The sequence below is a fragment of the Streptomyces sp. NPDC059037 genome, from assembly GCF_042740015.1.
Taxonomy (GTDB): domain Bacteria; phylum Actinomycetota; class Actinomycetes; order Streptomycetales; family Streptomycetaceae; genus Streptomyces.
This window is the reverse complement of sequence record NZ_JBHYIG010000181.1, coordinates 1-20187: the sequence shown is the minus strand read 5'-3', so window position 1 is coordinate 20187 and position 20187 is coordinate 1. Positions and strand designations below refer to the sequence as shown.

Below are 20187 nucleotides of genomic sequence, written 5' to 3'. Positions count from 1 at the left end.
GGGGCGCGGCGGGTACCCGGGCCGTGCCGCAGAGGTCCTCGGATCGGCGTCTGCCGGGTAGGCGCCGTTGCCGAGCGCGGGTCGTGGTCCGTCCTCGCGCAGTTCCCCGCGCCCCTCCGGGGCGCTCCTTACCGCCCCACCGCGTACCCCTGCATCCCCCGCGGATTCGCCGCCGCCGAGAGCACCCCGGTCCGCGGATCCCGCGCCACCGCGCACAGCCGCCCCTCCGACCAGGGCTCGCCGACCGTCACGTCGTGGCCGCGCCGGCGCAGCTCCTCGATGACCGCCTCGTCCATGCGGGACTCGACCGTGACGCTTCCCGGGCGCATGCCGCGCGGGTAGAAGGAGCCGGGGAAGCTGTCGTTGTGCCAGTTGGGGGCGTCGATGGCGCCCTGGAGGTCGAGGCCGCCGCGTACGGAATCGCGCAGCGCCACCGCAAGGAAGAAGTGCACCTGCCACTGGTCCTGCTGGTCGCCGCCCGGTGTGCCGAAGGCCATGACCGGTACGCCGTCCTTGAGTGCGAGGGACGGTGTCAGGGTGGTGCGCGGACGGCGGCCCGGCGTAAGGGAGTTGGGCAGGCCCGCCTCCAGCCACGCCATCTGGAGGCGGGTGCCGAGCGGGAAGCCCAGTTCGGGGACGACCGGGTTGGACTGCAGCCAGCCGCCGCTCGGCGTGGCCGCGACCATGTTGCCCCAGCGGTCGACGATGTCCAGGTGGCAGGTGTCGCCGCGGGTGGCGCCGTCCGCCGAGACGTCCGGTTCGCCCTGCGGGGGCGAGGCGACGGTCGGCTCACCGGCGCCCGCTCCGGAAAGGCCAAGCGCGTCGAAGCCCTCCCTTCCCTCGGCCACGGCGCGCGCGTGGGCCGAGATCTTGGCGGTGCGGCCGCCGGGGCTTCCGGGGCGCAGTTCAAGCGACGCCTTGTCGCCGATGAGCGTGCGGCGCTCCTCGTTGTAGGCGGGCGACAGCAGATCGGCGACCGGGACCGTGTCGGGGCCGTCCGCGTCGCCGTACCAGGCCTCGCGGTCGGCCATGGCGAGCTTGCAGCCCTCGATGAGCAGATGGACGTAGTCGGCCGAGCCGTACGCGGGCAGGTCCGCGCGCTCGGTGGGGAGCAGCGCCAACTGCTGGAGGAAGGCCGGGCCCTGGCTCCAGCCGGCCGCCTTGCACAGCGTCCAGCCGTTCCAGTCGTACGTCGCCGGGGCCTCGTACGTCGCTTCCCAACCGGCGAGGTCGGCGGCCGTCAGCGTTCCGGTGTGCCGGGATCCGCTGGTGTCCATCGTGGGGCGGGCCGCCTGGCGGATCAGCGCCTGGCCGATGAACCCTTCGCTCCAGATCTTCCGCGCGGCCTCGATCTGCTCGGTGCGCGAGCCGTCGCCCGCTTCCTCGATCAGACGGCGCCAGGTCGCGGCGAGCGCGGGGTTGCGCAGGAGTTCGCCGGGCCGCGGGGCGTGGCCACCCGGCAGGTAGACGTCGGCCGACGCGGGCCATTCCGTCTCGAAGAGCTCGCGCACCGTCTCGACGGTCTCGCCGACGCGCTCCACGGGCGCGTGCCCGTCATCGGCGTACCCGATGGCGTACTTGAGGACTTCGGCGAGGGACTTGGTGCCGTGGTCGCGCAGGAGCACCATCCACGCGTCGAAGGCTCCCGGCACGGCGGCGGCCAGGGGGCCCGTGCCCGGTACGAGTTCCAGGCCGAGCGAGCGGTAGTGCTCGACGGTCGCTCCGGCGGGCGCGACGCCCTGCCCGCACAGGACCCGCACCTCTCCCCCGGCGGGCGCCAGGATGATCGGCACCTCGCCCGCCGGGCCGTTGAGGTGCGGCTCGACGACATGCAGGACGAAGCCCGCGGCGACGGCGGCGTCGTAGGCGTTGCCGCCGTCCTCCAGGACGGCCATCGCGGACTGGGAGGCGAGCCAGTGGGTGGAGGACACCATGCCGAAGGTGCCTTGGAGGGTCGGCCGGGTGGTGAACAAGAGGGCTGCTCCTAGCGTGCGGTGCGGGTACCGGGGATCGTACGGAGGGTCTGGGCGGCGGCCGCGTCCGGCGCCGTGCCGTCGTCGGCGACGAGGTGGCAGGAGACCTGGCGGCGGCCGTCTCCCGGGAGTTCACGCAGTTCGGGGACCTCGACGCGGCAGCGGTCGACGGCCAGTGGGCAGCGCGTGTGGAAGCGGCAGCCCGGCGGCGGGGAGAGGGGGCTCGGCAGTTCGCCGCTGAGGACGATGCGTTCGCGGGTGCGCTGGAGTGCCGGGTCGGGCACGGGCGCGGCGGAAAGGAGCGCCTGCGTGTAGGGGTGCTTGGGGTCGGCGAACAGCTCGGCGGTCGGGGCCTGTTCGACGATCTGGCCGAGGTACATGACCGCGATGCGGTCGGCGAGGAACTCCACGGCGGCCAGGTCGTGGGTGATGAACAGACACCCGAAGCCGCGGTCCCGCTGCAGGTCGGCGAGGAGGTTGAGGACGGAGGCCTGGACGGAGACGTCGAGGGCGGACGTGGGTTCGTCGGCCACCAGGAGATCGGGGTCGACGGAGAGCGCGCGGGCGATGGAGATGCGTTGCCGCTGCCCGCCGGAGAGTTCGTGCGGATGCCGGTCGGCGTGCTCGGGGCGCAGGCCGACCTGGCCGAGGAGTTCGGCGACACGCGCGCGTGCCGCGTCGCCCTTGGCGATGCCGTGCAGACGCAGGGGTTCCGCGATGATCTGCCCGACGGTCATACGGGGGTCGAGCGAGGAGGAGGGGTCCTGGAAGACGAGGTGGAAGTCCTTGCGCAGGGGCCGCAGGGCGCGCCGCGAGAGGCGGGTCACGTCGGTCCCGTTGATGCGGACCGTTCCGCCGGTGGGCTCGTCGAGGCGTACGGCGCACCGGCCCACCGTCGACTTGCCGCTCCCCGACTCCCCTACGAGTCCCACGACTTCGCCTTTGCCGACGGTGAGCGTCACGCCGTCGGCGGCGCGCACGATGCCGCCGCGTCCCGCGAAGTGCCGTTCCAGGTCGCGCAGTTCAAGCACCGGCGGCGCGTCGCTGTCGCGCGTCTGGGTGGGGATCACTGGCCGGCCTCCTGAGTGGTGGGCGTGAGCGCGGGGGCGTCCTGCGGGTGCCAGCAGGCCGCCCGGTGCGCGGCATCGGCTCCGGCGTGCGGGGAGACCGCCTTGAAGGCGGGGCGACCCGTCGTGCACCGGTCGTCGGCGTACGCACAGCGCGGGGCGAAGGTGCAGGCGTCGGGCTGTGCGTCGAGGCTCGGCACCAGGCCGGGGATCTCGGGCAGCCGCCGCTTGCCCTCGCCGCCCGGGCGCAGGACCGCGCCGAGCAGACCGCGGGTGTACGGGTGGCGCGGCTCGGCGAACAGCTCGTCCACCGGGGCCTGTTCGACGGGGCGGCCCGCGTACATGACCAGGACCCGGTCGGCGGTGTCGGCCACCACGCCCAGGTCGTGGGTGATCAGCACGATCGCGGTGCCGAGCCGTTCCCGCAGGGACTGCAGGACTTCGAGGATGCCCGCCTGGACGGTGACGTCGAGCGCGGTGGTCGGCTCGTCGGCGATCAGTACGGACGGGTCGCAGGCGACCGCGATGGCGATCATGACGCGTTGCCGCATGCCGCCGCTGAGCTGGTGCGGGTACTCGTCGGCGCGCTGGGCGGGAGCCGGGATGCCCACCAGGTCGAGGAGTTCGACGACGCGCGGGCGTGCCTCCTTCTTCGACAGGCCCTGGTGGCGCCGGAGCACCTCGCCGATCTGCCGGCCGATGGTCAGGACCGGGTTCAGCGAGGTCATCGGCTCCTGGAAGATCATCGCGATGTCCTTGCCGCGGACCCGCCCGAGTTCTTTCTCGCTCGCTCCGGCGATCTCGGTGCCGCCGAGTCTGATCGACCCGTCGACGCGCGCGGTGGGCGGCAGGAGCCCCATCACGGCCATCGCCGTGACGGACTTGCCGCACCCCGACTCGCCGACGACCGCGAGCACTTCGCCCGGTGCGACGTCGTACGAGAGATGGTCGACGGCGTGCACGGTGCGGGTGTCGGAGCGGAAGGAGACCGACAGATCGCGCACGCTCAGTACCGGGTCGGTCATCGGGTGGCTCCTCGGGGGTCGAGGACGTCCCGCAGGCCGTCGCCGAGCAGATTGAACGCCAACGTCGCCGCGACGACGGCGAGTCCGGGGAAGACCGCCATCCATGGCGCGGGCGCGAGGAAGGACTGGGCGCCGGAGAGCATCACGCCGAGCGACGCGTCCGGTGGCTGCACACCGAGGCCCAGGAAGCTGAGCAGCGCCTCGCCGATGATCGCGGCGGGGATGCCGACGGTGGCCTGGACGGTCAGCGCGGAGGTGGCGTTGGGCAGGATGTGCCGGAAGAGCACGGTGGCGTCGCCGCCTCCGTTGGCGACGGCCGCCGCCACATAGTCGACGTGCCGCAGCCGCAAGGTCTCGGCGCGGGTGATGCGGATGACGGCCGGGATCTGCGAGATGCCGATCGCGATGGTCGCGTTGGTGAGCGAGGGGCCGAGCACCGCGGCGAGTCCGACCGCGAGCACCAGAAAGGGGAAGGCCAGCATCGTGTCGGTGAGCCGCGAGACGACGCTGTCGGTGAACTTGCCGTAGTAGCCGGCGAGCAGACCCAGCGGTACGCCGACCACGAACGCGAGGGCCACCGCCAACACGCCCACCTGCATGGACGCCCGCGCCCCGTACACGACGCGGGAGAGCTGGTCGCGGCCGAGGTCGTCGGTGCCGAGCCAGTGCGACCAGCCGGGCGCCGCAAGGGCGCCCGCGAAGTCGGGGCGCGCAGGGTCGTACGGCGCGATGAGCGGCGCGAAGAGCGCCGCGAGGACGAAGACTGCGGCGATGACGCCGCCGGTCATGGCGAGCCGGTTCTTGCGCAGGGCGCGCAGCTTGCCGCTGCGCGCGCTCGCGGAACGTATCCGCCCGAGCGTGGTGAGCACCGCTGTCGTCACCGGGCACCTCCGAGCCGGATGCGCGGGTCGATGACCGAATACGCCACGTCGACCAGCAGGTTGATGAGGATGTACGCGGCGGATGTGCAGAGCACCACGCCTTGCAGGGTCGCGTAGTCGCGGGTGAAGACGGCGTCGATGGTGAGCTTGCCGAAGCCGGGCAGGACGAAGATCTGCTCGGTGACGACGGCGCCCGAGATGAGATGGCCGAGCTGGAGGCCGAGCACGGTCACCACCGTCACCAGGGAGTTGCGCAGTGCGTGCCCGCCGATGACCTCGCGCCGGGAGAGGCCCTTGGCGCGTGCGGTGCGTACATAGTCGGCGGAGAGCGCGTCGAGCATCGCCGCCCGCGTCTGGCGCATCACGACGGCCGCGAGACCCGATCCGAGGACGATCGCGGGGAGCACCATGCGGCGCAGGTTGTCGAGCGGGTCGGTGGTGAACGGGACGTATCCGGAGGCCGAGAAGACCGGCAGGGCGATGGCGAACCCGAGGACCAGGACGATGCCGAGCCAGAAGGTGGGGACGGAGAGCCCCAGCAGGGCAAGGGCGTTGGCCAGCCACTCCTCGGGCCTGCCGCGCCGCACCGCGGCGACGACGCCCGCCCCGATGCCGAGCGTGACCGCCAACAGCAGGGAAAGCGCGGCTAGTTCGAGGGTGATGGGCAGCGCCGCGGTGATCGCGTCGGCGACGGGCAGGCCGGTGCGCGACGAGGTCCCGAGGTCGCCGGTGACGGCGTGTCCGATGAACCGCCCGTACTGGACGACGATGTTGTCGTCGAGGCCGTAGCTCTCCCGGATCGCGGCGAGCGCCTTGGGGCTGCGCTCCTCGCCGGCGAGCGCGAGCGCCGGGTCGCCGGGCAGTGCGCGGATGCCGGCGAAGACGACCATGCTGACCAGGACGAGTGTGATGAGGGACTGCCGGATCCGGGTGACCAGGTAGGACGTCATGGGGCTCAGACGCACCGGCCTCGGGCGGACCGAAGCCAGGCGCAGCGGGATCAGGCTCATCGGGTGTACCCCGCAGTCGTGACGCGGACCAGGCCGTCTCCGTAGACGCGGACGCCCGCGACGTCCTTGCGGGTGACGACGTAGTTCTTCTGCCGGTAGAGGTAGACGAGTCCGCGCCGCTCAGTGGCGAGCTCGGTCAACTCCTCGTATATCCGGGCGCGTTCGTCCGGGTCGGCCTCGGCGCGGCCGCGTTCGACCAGTCGGTCGATGGCCGGGTCGGAGAGCCCGTAGGCGTTCATCGCGCCGCGTGTCTGCAGGAAACTGGCGATGTTGCCGTCCGGGTCGAGCCGCCCCGACCAGCCACTGGTGAAGGCGTCGTAGTCCCCGGAGTCGGTCTCTTCCAGCATCGTGGCGTACTCGGTCGGACGCAGCGTGACGGCGAAACCCGCTTCCTTGGTCATGGCCTGCAAGACCTGTCCGAGGCGGCTGTGTTCGGGCGTCGTGGACACCTTCAACTCGATGCGGACCGGGGTCTTCACCCCGGCCTCGTCGAGCAGCCGCCTGGCCTTGGCGACGTCCCGCTCGGGGCAGGCGGACGCCTTGACGCCGGGTGCGATGGCCGACTCGGGCGAGACGGGGCCGCAGGCGGGTTCGTACATGCCCTGGAAGACGACCTTGTTGATCAACTCGCGGTCGATGGCCAGCTCGAAGGCCTCACGGACCTTCGGCTCGCGCGCGAGGGGTGTGTCGATGCGCCCCGGCTTCTCCCCGAGCCCCTTGACGTTTCCCACGTTGAGGCCGATGCCCTGGTAGCCGAGCGAGGGCGAGTTGAAGAGCTGGAGACCGGGCTCGGTCAGCGCACTGCGTACGTCGACGGGTGTCATCTGGTCGCCGACCTGGATGTCGCCGGACCGCAGATTGGCCAGGCGGACGTTGCCGTCGGGTATCGGCTTGTAGATCACCTTGTCGAGGTGGACCCGGTCGGCCGCGTAGTAGTTCGGGTCCTTGGCGAGCACGATGCGGTCGCCGCCGACCCGCTCGACGTACTTGAACGGGCCTACGCAGGACGGGTGGTTGGTGAAGTTCTTGCCGTACTTCTTGAGCGCGGTGGGCGACATCACCATGCCGGAGCGGTCCGCGAGGACGGCGGTGAGCGGGACGTAGGCCTGCTTGAGCGTGAGCTTCACCGTGTACGTCCCGGTCGCCTCCGCCCGTGCGAGCGGGGCGAGTTCGGTGGCGCGCGCCGAGCCTGCGAGGTCGCGGTGGCGCAGCAGCGAGGTGACGGCGGCGTTCGCGTCGAGGCGCGTGCCGTCGCTGAATTTCAGGCCCTTGCGCAGGCCGAAGGTGACGGTGCGGCCGTCCTTCGACGTCTTGGGCAGGCCGGCGGCGAGCTGCGGGATCACGGTCCCGTGCTCGTCGATGTCGTAGAGCTTCTCGCACATTCCGGCGAAGACGGTGCGGCCCACGAGGGTCTGCGCGAGGGTCGGATCGAGCTTGTCCGGGTCGGCGTTGAGGGCGACGGTGAGGGTGCCGCCGTCGCGCACGGGACGGTCGTCGGTCATGCGCTCACCGCCGACCTCGGTGGCCGAGGACTGCAAGGAGCCGCAGCCCGCCGTCAGGGACATCACCAGGGCAACTGCCGCAAGGGCAACCGCTTTTCGGCGCACGGGTGGGTACCTCCGCCAGGGTGGTTCCGGGCTGATCGCGGACGATCAAGGAATACCGCAGAACGTATTTCGCATACAGTCCGCACACAAGAGGCCCGCTCGGATGACGGCCCAGATTTGATGAAGATTGAATGACCGAACGCGACAATCCGTTCCGGATCGCTGCCGGATCGCTGCCGGATCCCTGCCCGATCCGTGCCCCGCCCCCTGCCGGATCCGCGCCCCGTCGCTCCCGGCGGGCCGTTGTCAGTGCGCCGCGCTACTCTCCGCGCAACTGACCGTTCACCCCGTTCTGGGAGGTTTTCATGGCCTCGCGCCTCAACCCGTACATCAGCTTCGACGGCGATGCCCGCCAGGCGATGGAGTTCTACAAGGAGGTCTTCGGCGGCGACCTTTCGCTCAACACCTTCGGCGAATCCGGCCAGCAGGGCACCCCGCACGCCGAGCAGATCATGCACGCCATGCTGGAGGCGCCCAACGGCTTCACCCTGATGGCCGCCGACACCCCGCCCGGCATGCAGCACAACCCGGGCACCAACTTCTCGGTGAGCCTCAGCGGCGACGACGAGACCGAGCTGCGCGGCTACTGGGACAAGCTCTCCGCCGGCGGCACGGTGGCCGTGCCGATGGAGAAGCAGATGTGGGGCGACGTATTCGGCATGTGTACGGACCGGTTCGGCATCCCCTGGATGGTCAACATCAGCGAGCCGACGAGCTGAACGACAGAGCGCGAGCGGCGGCGGGGCCGACCCCGCCGCCGCACCCGCACGCCCAGGTCGCGGGCCCGCACCAGCACGCCTACCGTGTGACGGGGGTGCCTTGTGTGACGGGGGCGTCTGGAGGCAACCGATGGACCGCTCGCCCCTGCCGGAACCCTTCGAGACCACACAGTCGGCAGGATCACCACCCGACTCCACGCCCCACATCAGCGGCGGACGGCACGAGCACCGCCGGCTGATCCTGGGAATCGTCGGGATCGCCCAGCTCATGGTGGTCCTCGACGCCACGATCGTGAACATCGCCCTGCCATCGGCGCAGCAGGACCTCGGGTTCAGCGACGGCAACCGAGGGGGGCACCTCCCGCGCCCTTCAGGCGTGGGGGCGGATCGTCACCGCGTACGCACTCGCCTTCGGCAGCCTGCTGCTCCTGGGCGGGCGGATCGCCGACCTGGTGGGCCGCAAGGCCGTCTTCCTCGCGGGACTCGCCGGATTCGCGCCGGCCTCGGCCCTCGGCGGCGCGGCGACGAGCTTCACCATGCTGGTCGTGGCCCGCGCGCTCCAGGGCGTGTTCGGCGCGCTGCTCGCACCCGCCGCGCTGTCCCTGCTCACCACGACGTTCACGGACCCCAAGGAGCGGGCGAAGGCGTTCGGCATCTACGGCGCCATCGCGGGCGCGGGCGGCGCGGTCGGCCTGCTGCTCGGCGGGGCGCTGACCGAGTATCTGGACTGGCGCTGGTGCCTCTACGAGAACCTGATCTTCGCGGCGGTCGCGATGCCGGGCGGCGTCCGGCTGCTGCACGGCGGCAGGCCCGCCGACCGGCCGAAACTCGACGTCCCCGGCACCCTGCTGGTCTCCGCGGGCCTCTTCTGCATCGCGATGTTCTCGCTCGCCACCAGCTCCGCGGCCAACTACCTCGTGGGCAAGGACCCGACGCCTCACGTGGAGGCCCAGGCGGCGATGGAGAGCTAGTCGACCGCGTACTGGTGGTCGGCTCTCTTCTTCGCCGTCGGCCTCGTCGTTACGGTCGTGCTCGACCGCCGCGGCGCTCCAGTCCCTTCCGAGGCGAGCGGCGGCGCGGTGCACCTTGAGGAGAGGACTAGGCGATGGCGTCCACATCGGAGGCTTCGGCGACGGACAGCGCCGACGGCGGTGTCGCACTGGCGTCACCGCGGGGCCGCTGGGTGCTCGCCTGCGCCGTACTCGCATCGGGCATGGCGATGCTCGACGGCACGGTGGTCAACGTCGCCCTGCCCACCCTCGGCCGCGACCTCGACACCTCGATCGCCTCGCTGCAGTGGGTCGTCAACGCCTACATGCTCACCCTCTCGTCGCTGCTGCTCCTGGGCGGCGCGCTCGGCGACCGCATCGGCCGGCGCCGCACCCTTGTCATCGGCATCGTGTGGTTCGCCCTCGCATCGGCGCTGTGCGGGCTCGCGCAGAACGCGGGAATGCTCATCGCGGCCCGCGCTCTCCAGGGCATCGGCGGAGCACTGCTCACGCCGGGCTCGCTGGCCCTGGTGCGTACGTCGTTCCGCCCGCAGGACCAGGCACGCGCGGTGGGCGCGTGGTCGGGGCTCGGCGGCGTCGCGGGGGCCATCGGACCGTTCCTCGGCGGCTGGCTGATCGACGGGCCCGGCTGGCGCTGGATCTTCCTGATCAATGTGCCGCTCGCCGCGCTCGTGCTCGTCGCGGCACGCCATGTCCCCGAGAGCCGCGACGAGGGCGCCGCGGACAAGCCGTTCGACGTGACGGGGGCGTGCCTGGCCGCGCTGTTCCTCGCGGGCATCAGCTTCTCGCTGATCGGGGCGTCGGGAGACTCCTCGGCGGCGGCCGTGCTTCCGGGCCTGCTCGGCCTGGTGGCGGGCGTCGTCTTCGTCCTGGTCGAACACCGCCGCAAGGACCCCATGTTGCCGCTCTCGCTCTTCCGCTCCCGCCTGTTCAGCGCGGCGAACATCATGACGCTCTGTCTGTACGCGGCCATCGGCGGGCTCCTGTTCATGCTGCCGGTGCAGTTGCAGACGACGCTGGGCTACGACGCCCTGGAGGCGGGCACGGCGACACTGCCCATCACCGTCCTGATGCTGCTGCTCTCGGCGGCCGCAGGTGACCTCTCGCGGCGGGTCGGCCCCACGCTGCCGCTGGTCGCGGGCCCGCTCATCGCGGCCGCCGGGGCGCTCCTGATGCTGCGGATCGAGCCGGGTGCCTCGTACGTCACCTCGGTCCTGCCCGCGGTCGTCGTCCTCGGCCTGGGGATGAGCATCTTCGTCGCCCCGCTCACCGCGACGGTCCTCGCCTCGGTGGACGCGGGCCGCGCGGGGCTTGCCAGCGGCGTCAACAACACCGCGGCGCGGGTCGCGCAGATGCTCGTCGTCGCCGCCCTGCCCCTCGCGGTCGGCCTGTCCGGCACGGCGTACGCGGATCCGGCCGCGCTCAACACCGCGTTCGGCAAGGCGGCCGCGGGCTGCGCGGGACTCTTCGTGCTCGCGGCGGCGGCAGCGGCGGTCTTCATCCGCCCGAGCCCCGCCGCCTGGCACGAGGATCCGGGCAACACACCGCGGTGCAAGTCCCATCTCGGGGTCGGCGCACCGCCGTTGGAGCCGGGGAAGGACTGCGCGGGGTGAGGTCCCGCACGGCCAGGGCCCGCGCCGGGGAATCTCAGAGCGGGGATTCGACCTCACGTACGAAGAGGGTGACCGTCACGCTCTCCTTGAAACCGTTGCGCCGCATGAGCGCGGCGGACGCGGTGTTGCGTGCCGCGACATCGGTCACGACGGCGGTGGCACCGGCGGCCGTCAGCGTCGCGCAGCAGGCCTGTACGAGATGGCTGGCGACGCCCTGCCCCTGATAGTCCGGCGCGCTGGCGATCCACTCCAGGTTCCCCCAGTCCGCCCGCTGCTCGAAGCCCAGCGAACCGAGGACGAACCCGGCGAGCCGCTCACCGTCGAGCGCCACCCAGCAGGCCGAGGCGTCGGCGTCCATGTGCCCGGCGACGGCCGAGAGCGACCAGGACGTGTAGGGCTTCACCGTGGTGTCGTACAACTCCCGGCCGAGGGTGAGGACGTCGACCAGATGGGTGGGCGCCATCGGTTCCAGGACGATCGGGGACCGCTGGTGACCGGCGGGGGCGGACATGGGACCTCCCAGGTGGCTGACGCCGCGGACGGCACGACGGCCTGACGCCGGGCGCAGGCTGCTTCCACGCTATGAGGCCCGCGGGCCCGGCGCATGCCGAGCCGGCGGCGGCTCGGGCACCGCCGGAGCCGCGCTGGAACCGGCATCGACGTGACCAGCCCTTGTCCCGGCGGCCGTTGGGCAGGGCCTATCGTGGTACGCATGTCCGCTCCTGAGCTGATCCGCATCGTCTCCCGTTCCTCGCCCATGGCGCTCGCCCAGGTGGAGCGCGTCCGCGCCGAACTGGCCGTGCTGCACCCGGGGATCCGTACCGAAGTCGTGCCGGTCACGACGTCCGGTGACCGCTGGATGGGGGACCTCGCGAAGCTCGGCGGCAAGGGCGCGTTCACCAAGGAGGTCGACGCGGCGCTGCTCGCCGGTGAGGCGGACCTCGCGGTGCACTGCGTCAAGGACGTGCCCGCGGACCGGCCGCTGCCCGCGGGCACCACGTTCGCCGCTTTCCTCAAGCGGGACGACATCCGTGACGCGCTCATCCACCCCGGTGGGCTCACCCTGGACGAGCTGCCCGCGGGAACCCGCATCGGCACGTCCTCCGTCCGGCGCATCGCCCAACTCGCGGCTTCCCACCCGGAGTTGGAGTGCGTTCCGATGCGCGGCAACGCGGGGCGCCGGATGGAGAAGCTGGCCGCGGGCGACGCGGACGCGCTGCTGCTCGCCGTGTCCGGCCTCGAACGCATCGACCGGATGGACGTGGCGACCGAGGTCCTCTCGGTGGAGACGATGTGCCCGCCGATCGGCGCCGGGATCCTGGCGCTCCAGTGCCGCGAGGAGGACACGGAGACGATCGACGTCGTGTCCGGCCTCGGCGACCCCGACGCATGGCGGGAGGCGACCGCCGAGCGGATGTTCCTGCACGTCCTGCAGGGGCACTGCAACTCCCCCATCGCCGGGTACGCCCGCTGCGAGCCGAACGGCGACCTGTCGCTGCGCGCCAGCGTGTTCACCCCTGACGGCAAGACGGTCCTGAACGCCCACGAGTGGGCCGGACGGCTCGACCCGGCGACGCTCGGCACGTCCGTGGCGGTGACGCTGCTGCGCCAGGGCGCGCGCGAGCTCATCGACTCGATCGCGCACTGACGGCCGCCTGCTGACGCCCGCCTACTGACCGGGGCGGCGGGCCACCCAGAGCTGACGCGTGGAGCGCACCACGAGGTCGTCGCGGTGCCGCACGTCCTGGGGGCCGCCGTCGAGCAGCGTGTCGAACGCGGCCAGGTCCGCGGGGTCGATCCGGCCGTCGAGCGCACCGCGGATTCCGCCGAGGGCGAGGTACGCGTAACGGCCCGCGCCTTCGGGCAGAGGCGCGCGCAGCTCCAGCTGCTCGGTGCGCTCCTGCTCGACGGTGAGGCCGGCCGCCGTGAGCAACACTCTCCAGTCGGCACCCAGGTGCGGCACCCGCTCGGCGTGGAGTGCGTCCAGTGCCTCGCGGCAGCGGGCCTCCAGGCCGGGACGGTCCGGTACGGCGTCGGCGGGCAGGAAGCGCGGCATGCCGTCCAGTTCGGCGACGGCCAGCAGACCGCCGGGGCGCAGCGCGGTGCGGATACCGGCCAGGGCCGCGGCGGGGTCGTCCAGATGGTGCAGCGAGGCCGAGGCCCAGACGAGGTCCGCGTCCGTGACGCCGGGCAGACCCGCACCGGCGTCCGCCCGCAGGGTGTGCACGCGATCCCCCAGGCCCCGCGCGCGGGCGGCCTCGGTGAGCCCGGCCAGCATCTCGGCCGAGCTGTCGACGGCGGTCACCCGGGCCGTGGGGAACTGGTCGAGCAGCGCGAAGGTCCCGGTGCCGGTGCCCGCGCCGAGGTCGACGATGTGCGTGACGTCGCTCCCGGCCAGGCATGCGACCCGGCCGGTGACGGCGGTGAGGTAGGAGGCGAACAGCGCGGCGTCGAGGTCGAGTATCTCGGCGAGGCTGTGCTGCGGCTGCGGTCCGGCGCCGTCTTCTCCCTGGGCGTGGCCGTGAGAGTGGGGGCCGCTGCCGTGCTGGGCCGGGGCGTGGGAGTGGGGCTGCGATGCGGGGTGTGCCATGCGCCCGACCGTACGACAGGTTGCGGCATGCGCATACACTCTTGCGCATGACGCAAGAAGGTACTGATCTGGACGGCCTCGTGCGCAAGCGGATCCGGGCCTTGCGGGCCGCGCACGGCTGGTCGCTCGACGACCTGGCAGGACGCAGCCACCTCAGCCCTTCGACCCTCAGCCGGATCGAGACCGGGCACCGCAGGATCGCCCTCGACCAGCTCACCGCGATCGCCCGCGCCCTGAGCACCTCGCTCGACCAGCTCGTCGAGACCGACGCCGAAGACGTCGTCTCGAACCCCACCTACCACCGGTCCCGCTCCCAGACCCACTGGACGCTGCGCGGCGAACCGGGTGTCACGGTCGCCCGGATGCGCCTGACCGACCCGCCCCCGCAAGGCCCCACCGCGCTGAAGGCGCACCCCGGCCGTGAGTGGTTCACGGTGCTGTCCGGAACGGTCGAACTCCTCCTGGGCGAACGCCGGTTGCGGGTCGAGGAGCGGCAGGCGGCGGAGTTCCCGACCATGCTTCCGCACGCCGTGGGCGCCGTCGGCGGCCCCGCGGAGATCCTCGGCATCTTCGACCGCGAGGCCCGGCGCAACCATCTCGCCGACGGCGGCCGAGCCGCGCGATGAACTCGGCGCACGGTCAAGCTCGTTGCTACGCGATGACGGCGACGGACGCGATCACGCCGACCGCGACGATCACTCCGCGCAGGACGTTCGGCGACAGGCGGCGGCCGACTCGGGCACCCAGTAGTCCGCCGACGGTGGAACCCACGGCGATCACGCCGGCCGCCGTCCAGTCGACGTCCGTCACCGCGATGAAGACGATCGCGGCGACGCCGTTGACGATGGCGGCCAGCACGTTCTTGGCGGCGTTGAGCCGCTGCAGGTCGTCCCGGACGAAGGTGCCGAACAGGCCCATGAGCAGGACGCCCTGGGCCGCGCCGAAGTAGCCGCCGTAGACCGCCGTTCCCAACACCCCGAGCAGCACGGGTGCCTGGCGGTCCGCTCCGTCGTGGCCGGGGCGCTGCCGCAGCCACTGGTTCAGGCGCGGCTGGAACAGGACGAGGACGCAGGCCAGCAGGATCAGCACCGGCACCACGGACTGGAACGTCCCTTCGGGCAGGAGCAGCAGGAGCCCCGCCCCTATCAGCCCGCCGACGAGTGCCGCACCGCCCCACCGCAGCAGCCGGGGCAACTGCCCTTTCAGCTCACGGCGGTAGCCGTACGCGGCGGTGATCACCCCTGGCACGAGCCCGATGGTGTTGGAGACGTTGGCAAGGACGGGCGGCAGGCCGCAGGCGAGGAGGGTGGGGAAGGTGATCAGGGTGCCGGAGCCGACGACGGCGTTGATGCCGCCCGCCCCAACGGCCGCGGCCGCCAGGGCCGCTGTCTCGAGTGCGTGCACTGCTCGCCTTTCCGGGCACGGCCCAGCGCCGGAGCGCGGAGGCTCCGGCGAAGGCACTGCCAGGTGCTGGGTGTTGGGAGTGATCAGTTACGTGTGATGGAGGGTCGGCACCCAGGAGGGACCGGGCGCTGTCCGGAACTACGCCCGGGCCCACCCGGGTTGCCGCCCTGGGCCCGCCAAAGATCGTCTCGCTCCGGCCATGGCCAAGTCAATCCTCGGGTTTCCTTACCCATCCCCAAGCTGTAGCTTCACCCTCCATGACCCTCGACGACCTCCGCGTCTTCGCCGCCGTATGCCACACGGGCAGCCTCAGCGCCGTGGCCCGCGACCTGTCCTGCACGCAGTCGGCGGTGAGCCAGCACATCAAGCGACTGGAGCGGGAGACCGGCATCACCCTGCTGGAGCGCCGCCCCCGCGGCGTCACACCCACCGCGGCCGGACACCTCCTGCACACCGCGGTGGCCGGCGGTCTCGGCGACATCGACCACGCGCTGCTGCGGCTGCGCGAGCTGGTGCGCGGCGAGTCGGGCTCGGTCCGTGTCACCACCGGCGCCACCACCGTGCGCCACTTCATGTCGGCCGCGGTGGTCGCCTTCCGCCATGACTACCCCGACGTCAGCCTGGAGTTCCAGACCGCGCACTCCAGCCGCAGCTGCTTCGATGCCCTGCTCGCGGGCGGCCTCGACCTGGCCTGGATCACGCTCGGGGAACCCGTGCGCGGCATCGAGCAGCGCCCTGTCGTCGAACTGCCCTGGGTGCTCGCCGTCGCCGCCGACGACTCGCTGGCCGCCAAGTCCCGCATAGACATGGCGGATCTCGCGGACATCCGGCTGATCGGCCTGCCCGAGAACGCGACGTCGCGCTCCCGCCTGGACCACTGGCTGGCCCAGTGCGGCGTCCGGACCACCTCCGACACGAGCGTCGCCGACTGGGACACGGCGATCCTGCTGGCCGAACTCGGCCTCGGCCACGCGGTCGTCCCCGACCTGCCCGGCTGGCACGGCCCCGCGCACCCCGGCCTGCGCCTCATCCCGATCCCCGGACTCCCCACGCTGTGGACCGGCTGGGCGGTACGCCGCTGGGATGCGCTGTCCCCCCTGGCCAGGGCCTTCGCGGAGACGGTGGAGGAGAACTGCGACGAGACGTTCGGGAGCGAGGCCGCCCACCGCGGATAGCCGAAAAGCCGGGCGAACCGCCGTTGTTACGATCCACCGCATGCACAGCGCAGACACGTCGGACACGACCACCACCGCCATCGGCGCGGACGACGTACGCCACATCGTGGCTCTGGCCATCCAGACCCTGAGGGACGCGGATCCCCAAGGCTGGGAGGCCAAGGCGGGAACCCTTGAGTGGACCTGCTGGGAGACGCTCGAGCATCTGGCCGATGACCTCTTCACCTACGCCGCGCGGTTCGGGCTCGCGAAGCCGCCGACGTCCGCAGTGCTGCCGTTCCGGACGGACAGCGACCGGAGCGGTGGGCCGGCGAATGTCTTCTTCGTCGAGCGCGCGTCGGGCCCGCCGGGTCTCCTGATCGTCCTGGAGGCCTGCGGCGGTCTGCTGGCGTCCGTCCTGCGCACCGCCCCTTCCACCACCGTCGCCTTCCACGTCTTCGGCCCGTCGGGCCCAGAAGGCTTTGCCGCCATGGGTGTTGTCGAGACCCTCGTACACACGCATGACATCGCTCAGGGTCTTGGCCTGGAGTGGTCGCCGCCAAGGGAGTTGTGCACGCGAGTCCTGAAGAGGCTCTTCCCGCACGTCGTCATCGGCTCCGACGCCTGGGACAGCCTGCTGTGGGCAACTGGACGTATCGACCTGCCCGATCGTCCTCGGCTCGCCGAGTGGCGCTGGTACAACGCCCAGGGCGCATGAGCTAAGTCCAAGTGCCGATGCGCACCCGTCCATGGGCGGCGCGACGCCGCACGGGCACTCTCCTTGTCGCCACCCCCTCCTCCGGAAGGAGCTCTGACGATGGCGACAACCACCCCTCCCCATAGACGACGGGCGCGCTGCGGTGCGCTGGCCGGCGCGGCGGTTCTGGCGATGTCCGTCGGGACGGTCATGACGACTGCCGGAAGCGCATCGGCGTCCGACACACCCGGCTCGTACACGAACTACGACTTCCCCTCCGGCACGGGAGGCCTGAACAGCGTCACCTTCCGCACGACCGTCACCAAGGACGCCGGGCCCGCCTCCAACATCTTCTGGAGCCACCAGTTCGGCTTCACCGCGGGCAGCGGCGCCTACACCGGGATGCAGTCCAACGGCCCCGGCCAGACCCGCACTTTCCTGTTCTCGCTGTGGGACGCGACGGAGGCGAAGCCCGGCACCGGCGACAGCTACTGCGTCGACTTCGGCGGCGAGGGCGTGGGCAAGAGCTGCCGACTGAAGACCGACTGGAAGGAGGGGCACACCTTCCGTACGCGGGTGGCGCACGAGGGGGACCGCTGGTTCGGCGTGACGGTCACCGATGAGACCACCGGCGCCTCCTTCAAGCTGGGCAGCATCCGTGCCGGGTCGACGCAGATCTCACCGAGCGGCATGGTCGACTGGACCGAGTACTTCGAGTGGAACAACCCGAAGGCGTCTTGCGACGACCAGCCGTACTCCCAGGCGAAGTTCGGCCTGCCGGTGGGCGACGACGGGGCGGTGACGGCGAGCGTCTCCTCGATGCGTACGAGCGCGACCTGCGCCGACTACACCCGGGTCGAGCAGGTGTCCGGCGGCACCCTGCAGACCAACGCCGTCGGCAATTCGGTGCGCGGCCCGATCACCGGTCTCGGCGGCAAGGTCGTCGACGGCTCGCGGAATGTCGGCGGCGACCCGGCCATCGTCTACGGCCCCACCGGCGGGGCCAACCAGGCCTGGATGCTCGGCAAGGACGGCGCCCTGCATCTGATGGGCCAGGGCCTGTGCCTTGACGTCAAGGACGGGGCGCACGCCAACGGCACCCCGGCGATCATGTGGACCTGCAACGGCGGCGCCAACCAGCAGTGGCGCCACGAGAACGGCGCCCTGCGCAACCCCGCCGCCAACCGCTGCCTCGACATCCCCGGCGGCGACACCTCCGACGGCACCCGGCTCGTCATCTGGGACTGCAATGGCGGCTCCCATCAGAAGTGGACGGTGCCGGCCAAGCCGTGAGCGGCCCAGCCACCGCGCTCCACGGCAGCCCGCCGAGTCATGGCGTCAAGAGGCTTCTGCCGGCGGCCACTTGAGCGTGGATCCACCGAAGGCGTCCGGCGGGAATCCCTCCCGTCGGGCGCCTTTCGCATACCGCAGCCGTCACGTCGCCGCGAGCGGCACCACCCGGCTCCGGGCCATGTGACCGGCATCACAGTTCAAGTTTCACTGTCCGCAGGTCATCATATGACCCGATCGCCGCACGGATTTGAGAGCCGGGCCCGCACCCCGGCACAGCGAGACGAGGATGGGCAATGAACGACCAGGACAGGCCGGCACGACCGCGCGTCGGCGTGGTGGGCCTCGGGGCCATGGGGCTCGGCATGGCACGCAGCCTGCGCAACGCGGGCTTCGACGTGGGTGTCCACGATCTGCGCCCCGAGGCGGCCGCGGCCTTCGCCGAGGACGGCGGCACCGCCCATGCCTCCGCCGGTGAGCTGGCGGCCGAGGTCGAGGTCCTGGTCGGCGTCGTGGTCAACGCGGCGCAGGTCGAGTCGGTCCTCTTCGGCACCGGCGGCGCGGCCGAGCGGCTGCGTCCGGGCTCCGTCTACGTCATGTGCTCCACGGCCGACCCCAACTGGTCCGCCGGGCTGGAGAAGCGCCTCGCCGAGCGTGGCGTGCTCTACCTGGACGCCCCCATCTCGGGCGGCGCCGCGCGGGCCGCGAACGGCGACCTCACCATGATGACGTCGGGCGCCCGCACCGCGTACGCGATCGCCGACCCGGTGCTGGAGGCCATGAGCGGCACGGTCTACCGCCTGGGCGACGAGGCCGGCATCGGCTCCAAGGTCAAGATCGTCAATCAGCTGCTCGCGGGCGTGCACATCGCCGCAGCGGCCGAGGCGATGGCGCTCGGCATCAAGGCGGGCGTGCCAGCCGCTGCGCTCTACGAGGTCATCACGCACAGCGCGGGCAACTCGTGGATGTTCGAGAACCGCATGGCGCACGTGCTCGCCGGGGACTACACGCCGCTGTCCGCGGTCGACATCTTCGTCAAGGACCTGGGGCTCGTGCTCGACGCGGCCCGGCCGGAGAAGTTCCCGCTGCCGCTGGCCGCCACCGCCCACCAGATGTTCCTGCAGGCGTCGGCCTCCGGCCTGGGCGGCGAGGACGACAGCGCGGTGATCAAGATCTTCCCGGGCATCGAACTGCCCGAGCAGGGTCCGGCTGAGCTGCCCGAGCAGGGAGAGGTCTGACCCATGGGAATCCGACTCGGCTGCATCGCCGACGACTTCACCGGCGCCACGGACCTCGCCAACAACCTCGTACGCGCGGGCATGCGCGTGGTCCAGCTGATCGACGTGCCGCAGGACGGCACCGAGGGCCCGGTCGACGCGGACGCCGTCGTCATCGCGCTCAAGTCGCGGACCACCCCGGCGCCCGACGCCGTCGAGGCCTCGCTGCGGGCCCTGGACTGGCTGCGGTCCGCGGGCGCGGAGCAGATCTACTTCAAGTACTGCTCGACCTTCGACTCGACACGGGCCGGCAACATCGGGCCCGTCACCGAGGCCCTGATGGACGCCCTGGGCACGGACTTCACGATCGCGACGCCGGCGTTCCCCGACAACGGACGCACCGTCTTCAAGGGGCATCTCTTCGTCGGCGACGTACTGCTCAGCGAGAGCGGTATGCGGCATCACCCGCTGACGCCGATGACCGACTCCAACCTGGTGTCCGTGCTCGGCGCGCAGAGCGCGCGGCCCGTCGGGCTCATCGACCACACCGTGGTCGCCGCCGGTGCCGAAGCTATCCGGCAGCGCGTCGACGAGCTGCGCGAGGAGGGCGTGGGCGCGGCGATCGTCGATGCCGTCTCCAACGACGATCTCGTACGGCTCGGTGCGGCGGTCAAGGAGCTGCCGCTGGTGACCGCCGGTTCGGGGCTCGCGATCGGTCTGCCCGCGAACTGGGGGTTCGAGCCCTCCCCCGCCGCCGCCCGGCTGCCCCCGCCCGGCGGCCATCGGGCCATCGTCTCCGGGTCGGTGTCCACCGCCACGAACGGTCAGGTCCTGGAGTTCCTGCGCGGCGGCCGACCCGCGTTCAGCGTCGACCCGCTGCGGATCGCGGCCGGCGAGGACGTGGCCGGCCAGGCCCTGGCCTTCGCCCTG

18 protein-coding genes and 1 pseudogene are annotated in these 20187 nt (G+C 71.8%); 10 read left to right on the top strand and 9 right to left on the bottom strand.

Annotated elements, in window-relative coordinates; genetic code table 11:
• Positions 1 to 128: 128 nt before the first annotated feature.
• From ACFWY6_RS30190 to ACFWY6_RS30165, 6 genes are read right to left on the bottom strand one after another with little or no spacing between them, the layout of a single operon-like run.
• Positions 129 to 1973: a gamma-glutamyltransferase family protein gene (locus ACFWY6_RS30190; protein ID WP_384696896.1), complete on the bottom strand. Its 1845-nt coding sequence runs from the start codon at positions 1971 to 1973 to the stop codon at positions 129 to 131.
• An 11-nt stretch (positions 1974 to 1984) separates the two neighbouring features.
• Positions 1985 to 3040: an ABC transporter ATP-binding protein gene (locus ACFWY6_RS30185; RefSeq protein ID WP_384696902.1), complete on the bottom strand. Its 1056-nt coding sequence runs from the start codon at positions 3038 to 3040 to the stop codon at positions 1985 to 1987.
• Complete coding sequence (locus ACFWY6_RS30180) at positions 3040 to 4065, bottom strand: ABC transporter ATP-binding protein (RefSeq protein WP_384696893.1); 1026 nt, start codon at positions 4063 to 4065, stop codon at positions 3040 to 3042. Before ACFWY6_RS30180 ends, ACFWY6_RS30185 begins: the two co-directional genes overlap by 1 nt.
• The gene (locus ACFWY6_RS30175; RefSeq protein ID WP_384696891.1) at positions 4062 to 4946 is read right to left on the bottom strand and encodes an ABC transporter permease; all 885 of its coding nucleotides are present in this window, start codon (positions 4944 to 4946) and stop codon (positions 4062 to 4064) included. The genes ACFWY6_RS30180 and ACFWY6_RS30175 overlap by 4 nt, the downstream gene beginning before the upstream one ends.
• Positions 4943 to 5896, bottom strand: a complete 954-nt coding sequence (locus ACFWY6_RS30170) for an ABC transporter permease (protein ID WP_384696899.1) — start codon at positions 5894 to 5896, stop codon at positions 4943 to 4945. The genes ACFWY6_RS30175 and ACFWY6_RS30170 overlap by 4 nt, the downstream gene beginning before the upstream one ends.
• Positions 5897 to 5952: 56 nt before the next feature.
• Positions 5953 to 7563: an ABC transporter substrate-binding protein gene (locus ACFWY6_RS30165; protein ID WP_384696889.1), complete on the bottom strand. Its 1611-nt coding sequence runs from the start codon at positions 7561 to 7563 to the stop codon at positions 5953 to 5955.
• Between the two features lie 305 nt (positions 7564 to 7868).
• On the opposite strand from ACFWY6_RS30165, the gene ACFWY6_RS30160 reads away from it, so the two are divergent.
• The 3 genes and pseudogenes from ACFWY6_RS30160 (at position 7869) to ACFWY6_RS30150 (ending at position 10905) form a co-directional block, all read left to right on the top strand.
• Complete coding sequence (locus tag ACFWY6_RS30160) at positions 7869 to 8282, top strand: VOC family protein (protein ID WP_384696887.1); 414 nt, start codon at positions 7869 to 7871, stop codon at positions 8280 to 8282.
• Positions 8283 to 8412: 130 nt separating this feature from the next.
• A pseudogene (locus tag ACFWY6_RS30155) lies at positions 8413 to 9157 on the top strand (MFS transporter); the annotation flags it as partial.
• Between the two features lie 230 nt (positions 9158 to 9387).
• Positions 9388 to 10905 (top strand): MFS transporter, encoded by a 1518-nt coding sequence (locus ACFWY6_RS30150; protein ID WP_384696884.1) that lies wholly within the window; start codon positions 9388 to 9390, stop codon positions 10903 to 10905.
• 34 nt (positions 10906 to 10939) lie between these two features.
• On the opposite strand, the gene ACFWY6_RS30145 is transcribed toward ACFWY6_RS30150, so the two are convergent.
• Entirely contained in the window at positions 10940 to 11416 is a 477-nt protein-coding gene (locus ACFWY6_RS30145; protein WP_384696881.1) for a GNAT family N-acetyltransferase, read from the bottom strand.
• 201 nt (positions 11417 to 11617) lie between these two features.
• On the opposite strand from ACFWY6_RS30145, the gene hemC reads away from it, so the two are divergent.
• Positions 11618 to 12553, top strand: coding sequence for a hydroxymethylbilane synthase (gene hemC / locus ACFWY6_RS30140; RefSeq protein WP_360777621.1), 936 nt, complete (start codon positions 11618 to 11620; stop codon positions 12551 to 12553).
• Positions 12554 to 12574: 21 nt separating this feature from the next.
• On the opposite strand, the gene ACFWY6_RS30135 is transcribed toward hemC, so the two are convergent.
• The gene (locus tag ACFWY6_RS30135; protein ID WP_384696877.1) at positions 12575 to 13495 is read right to left on the bottom strand and encodes a class I SAM-dependent methyltransferase; all 921 of its coding nucleotides are present in this window, start codon (positions 13493 to 13495) and stop codon (positions 12575 to 12577) included.
• Positions 13496 to 13542: 47 nt separating this feature from the next.
• Between ACFWY6_RS30135 and ACFWY6_RS30130 the strand changes: the two genes are divergently transcribed.
• The gene (locus tag ACFWY6_RS30130) at positions 13543 to 14121 is read left to right on the top strand and encodes a helix-turn-helix domain-containing protein (protein WP_384696875.1); all 579 of its coding nucleotides are present in this window, start codon (positions 13543 to 13545) and stop codon (positions 14119 to 14121) included.
• Positions 14122 to 14146: 25 nt separating this feature from the next.
• Here the strand turns inward: ACFWY6_RS30130 and ACFWY6_RS30125 are convergent, their stop codons facing one another.
• Positions 14147 to 14899: a sulfite exporter TauE/SafE family protein gene (locus ACFWY6_RS30125; RefSeq protein WP_384696872.1), complete on the bottom strand. Its 753-nt coding sequence runs from the start codon at positions 14897 to 14899 to the stop codon at positions 14147 to 14149.
• 257 nt (positions 14900 to 15156) lie between these two features.
• Here ACFWY6_RS30125 and ACFWY6_RS30120 point away from each other — a divergent pair, with 257 nt between their 5' ends.
• From ACFWY6_RS30120 to otnK, 5 genes are all read left to right on the top strand, one after another.
• Positions 15157 to 16074, top strand: a complete 918-nt coding sequence (locus ACFWY6_RS30120; RefSeq protein ID WP_384696869.1) for a LysR family transcriptional regulator — start codon at positions 15157 to 15159, stop codon at positions 16072 to 16074.
• 40 nt (positions 16075 to 16114) lie between these two features.
• Positions 16115 to 16771 (top strand): hypothetical protein, encoded by a 657-nt coding sequence (locus ACFWY6_RS30115; protein ID WP_384696866.1) that lies wholly within the window; start codon positions 16115 to 16117, stop codon positions 16769 to 16771.
• 99 nt (positions 16772 to 16870) lie between these two features.
• Positions 16871 to 18043, top strand: a complete 1173-nt coding sequence (locus ACFWY6_RS30110; RefSeq protein ID WP_384696864.1) for a ricin-type beta-trefoil lectin domain protein — start codon at positions 16871 to 16873, stop codon at positions 18041 to 18043.
• A gap of 293 nt (positions 18044 to 18336) precedes the next feature.
• The gene (gene ltnD, locus ACFWY6_RS30105; RefSeq protein ID WP_384696862.1) at positions 18337 to 19278 is read left to right on the top strand and encodes an L-threonate dehydrogenase; all 942 of its coding nucleotides are present in this window, start codon (positions 18337 to 18339) and stop codon (positions 19276 to 19278) included.
• 3 nt (positions 19279 to 19281) lie between these two features.
• The coding region (gene otnK / locus ACFWY6_RS30100) for a 3-oxo-tetronate kinase (RefSeq protein WP_384696859.1) at positions 19282 to 20187 on the top strand (906 nt) is incomplete at its 3' end.

Excerpts from the sequence above, each read along its gene's own strand:
- ACFWY6_RS30150 (WP_384696884.1), top strand. The coding sequence starts at position 9,388 with ATGGCGTCCACATCGGAGGCTTCGGCGACGGACAGCGCCGACGGCGGT.
- ltnD (WP_384696862.1), top strand. The coding sequence starts at position 18,337 with ATGAACGACCAGGACAGGCCGGCACGACCGCGCGTCGGCGTGGTGGGC.
- ACFWY6_RS30120 (WP_384696869.1), top strand. The coding sequence starts at position 15,157 with ATGACCCTCGACGACCTCCGCGTCTTCGCCGCCGTATGCCACACGGGC.
- ACFWY6_RS30110 (WP_384696864.1), top strand. The coding sequence starts at position 16,871 with ATGGCGACAACCACCCCTCCCCATAGACGACGGGCGCGCTGCGGTGCG.
- ACFWY6_RS30115 (WP_384696866.1), top strand. The coding sequence starts at position 16,115 with ATGCACAGCGCAGACACGTCGGACACGACCACCACCGCCATCGGCGCG.
- hemC (WP_360777621.1), top strand. The coding sequence starts at position 11,618 with ATGTCCGCTCCTGAGCTGATCCGCATCGTCTCCCGTTCCTCGCCCATG.
- ACFWY6_RS30135 (WP_384696877.1), bottom strand. The coding sequence starts at position 13,495 with ATGGCACACCCCGCATCGCAGCCCCACTCCCACGCCCCGGCCCAGCAC.
- ACFWY6_RS30160 (WP_384696887.1), top strand. The coding sequence starts at position 7,869 with ATGGCCTCGCGCCTCAACCCGTACATCAGCTTCGACGGCGATGCCCGC.
- ACFWY6_RS30130 (WP_384696875.1), top strand. The coding sequence starts at position 13,543 with ATGACGCAAGAAGGTACTGATCTGGACGGCCTCGTGCGCAAGCGGATC.
- ACFWY6_RS30170 (WP_384696899.1), bottom strand. The coding sequence starts at position 5,896 with ATGACGTCCTACCTGGTCACCCGGATCCGGCAGTCCCTCATCACACTC.
- ACFWY6_RS30180 (WP_384696893.1), bottom strand. The coding sequence starts at position 4,065 with ATGACCGACCCGGTACTGAGCGTGCGCGATCTGTCGGTCTCCTTCCGC.
- ACFWY6_RS30145 (WP_384696881.1), bottom strand. The coding sequence starts at position 11,416 with ATGTCCGCCCCCGCCGGTCACCAGCGGTCCCCGATCGTCCTGGAACCG.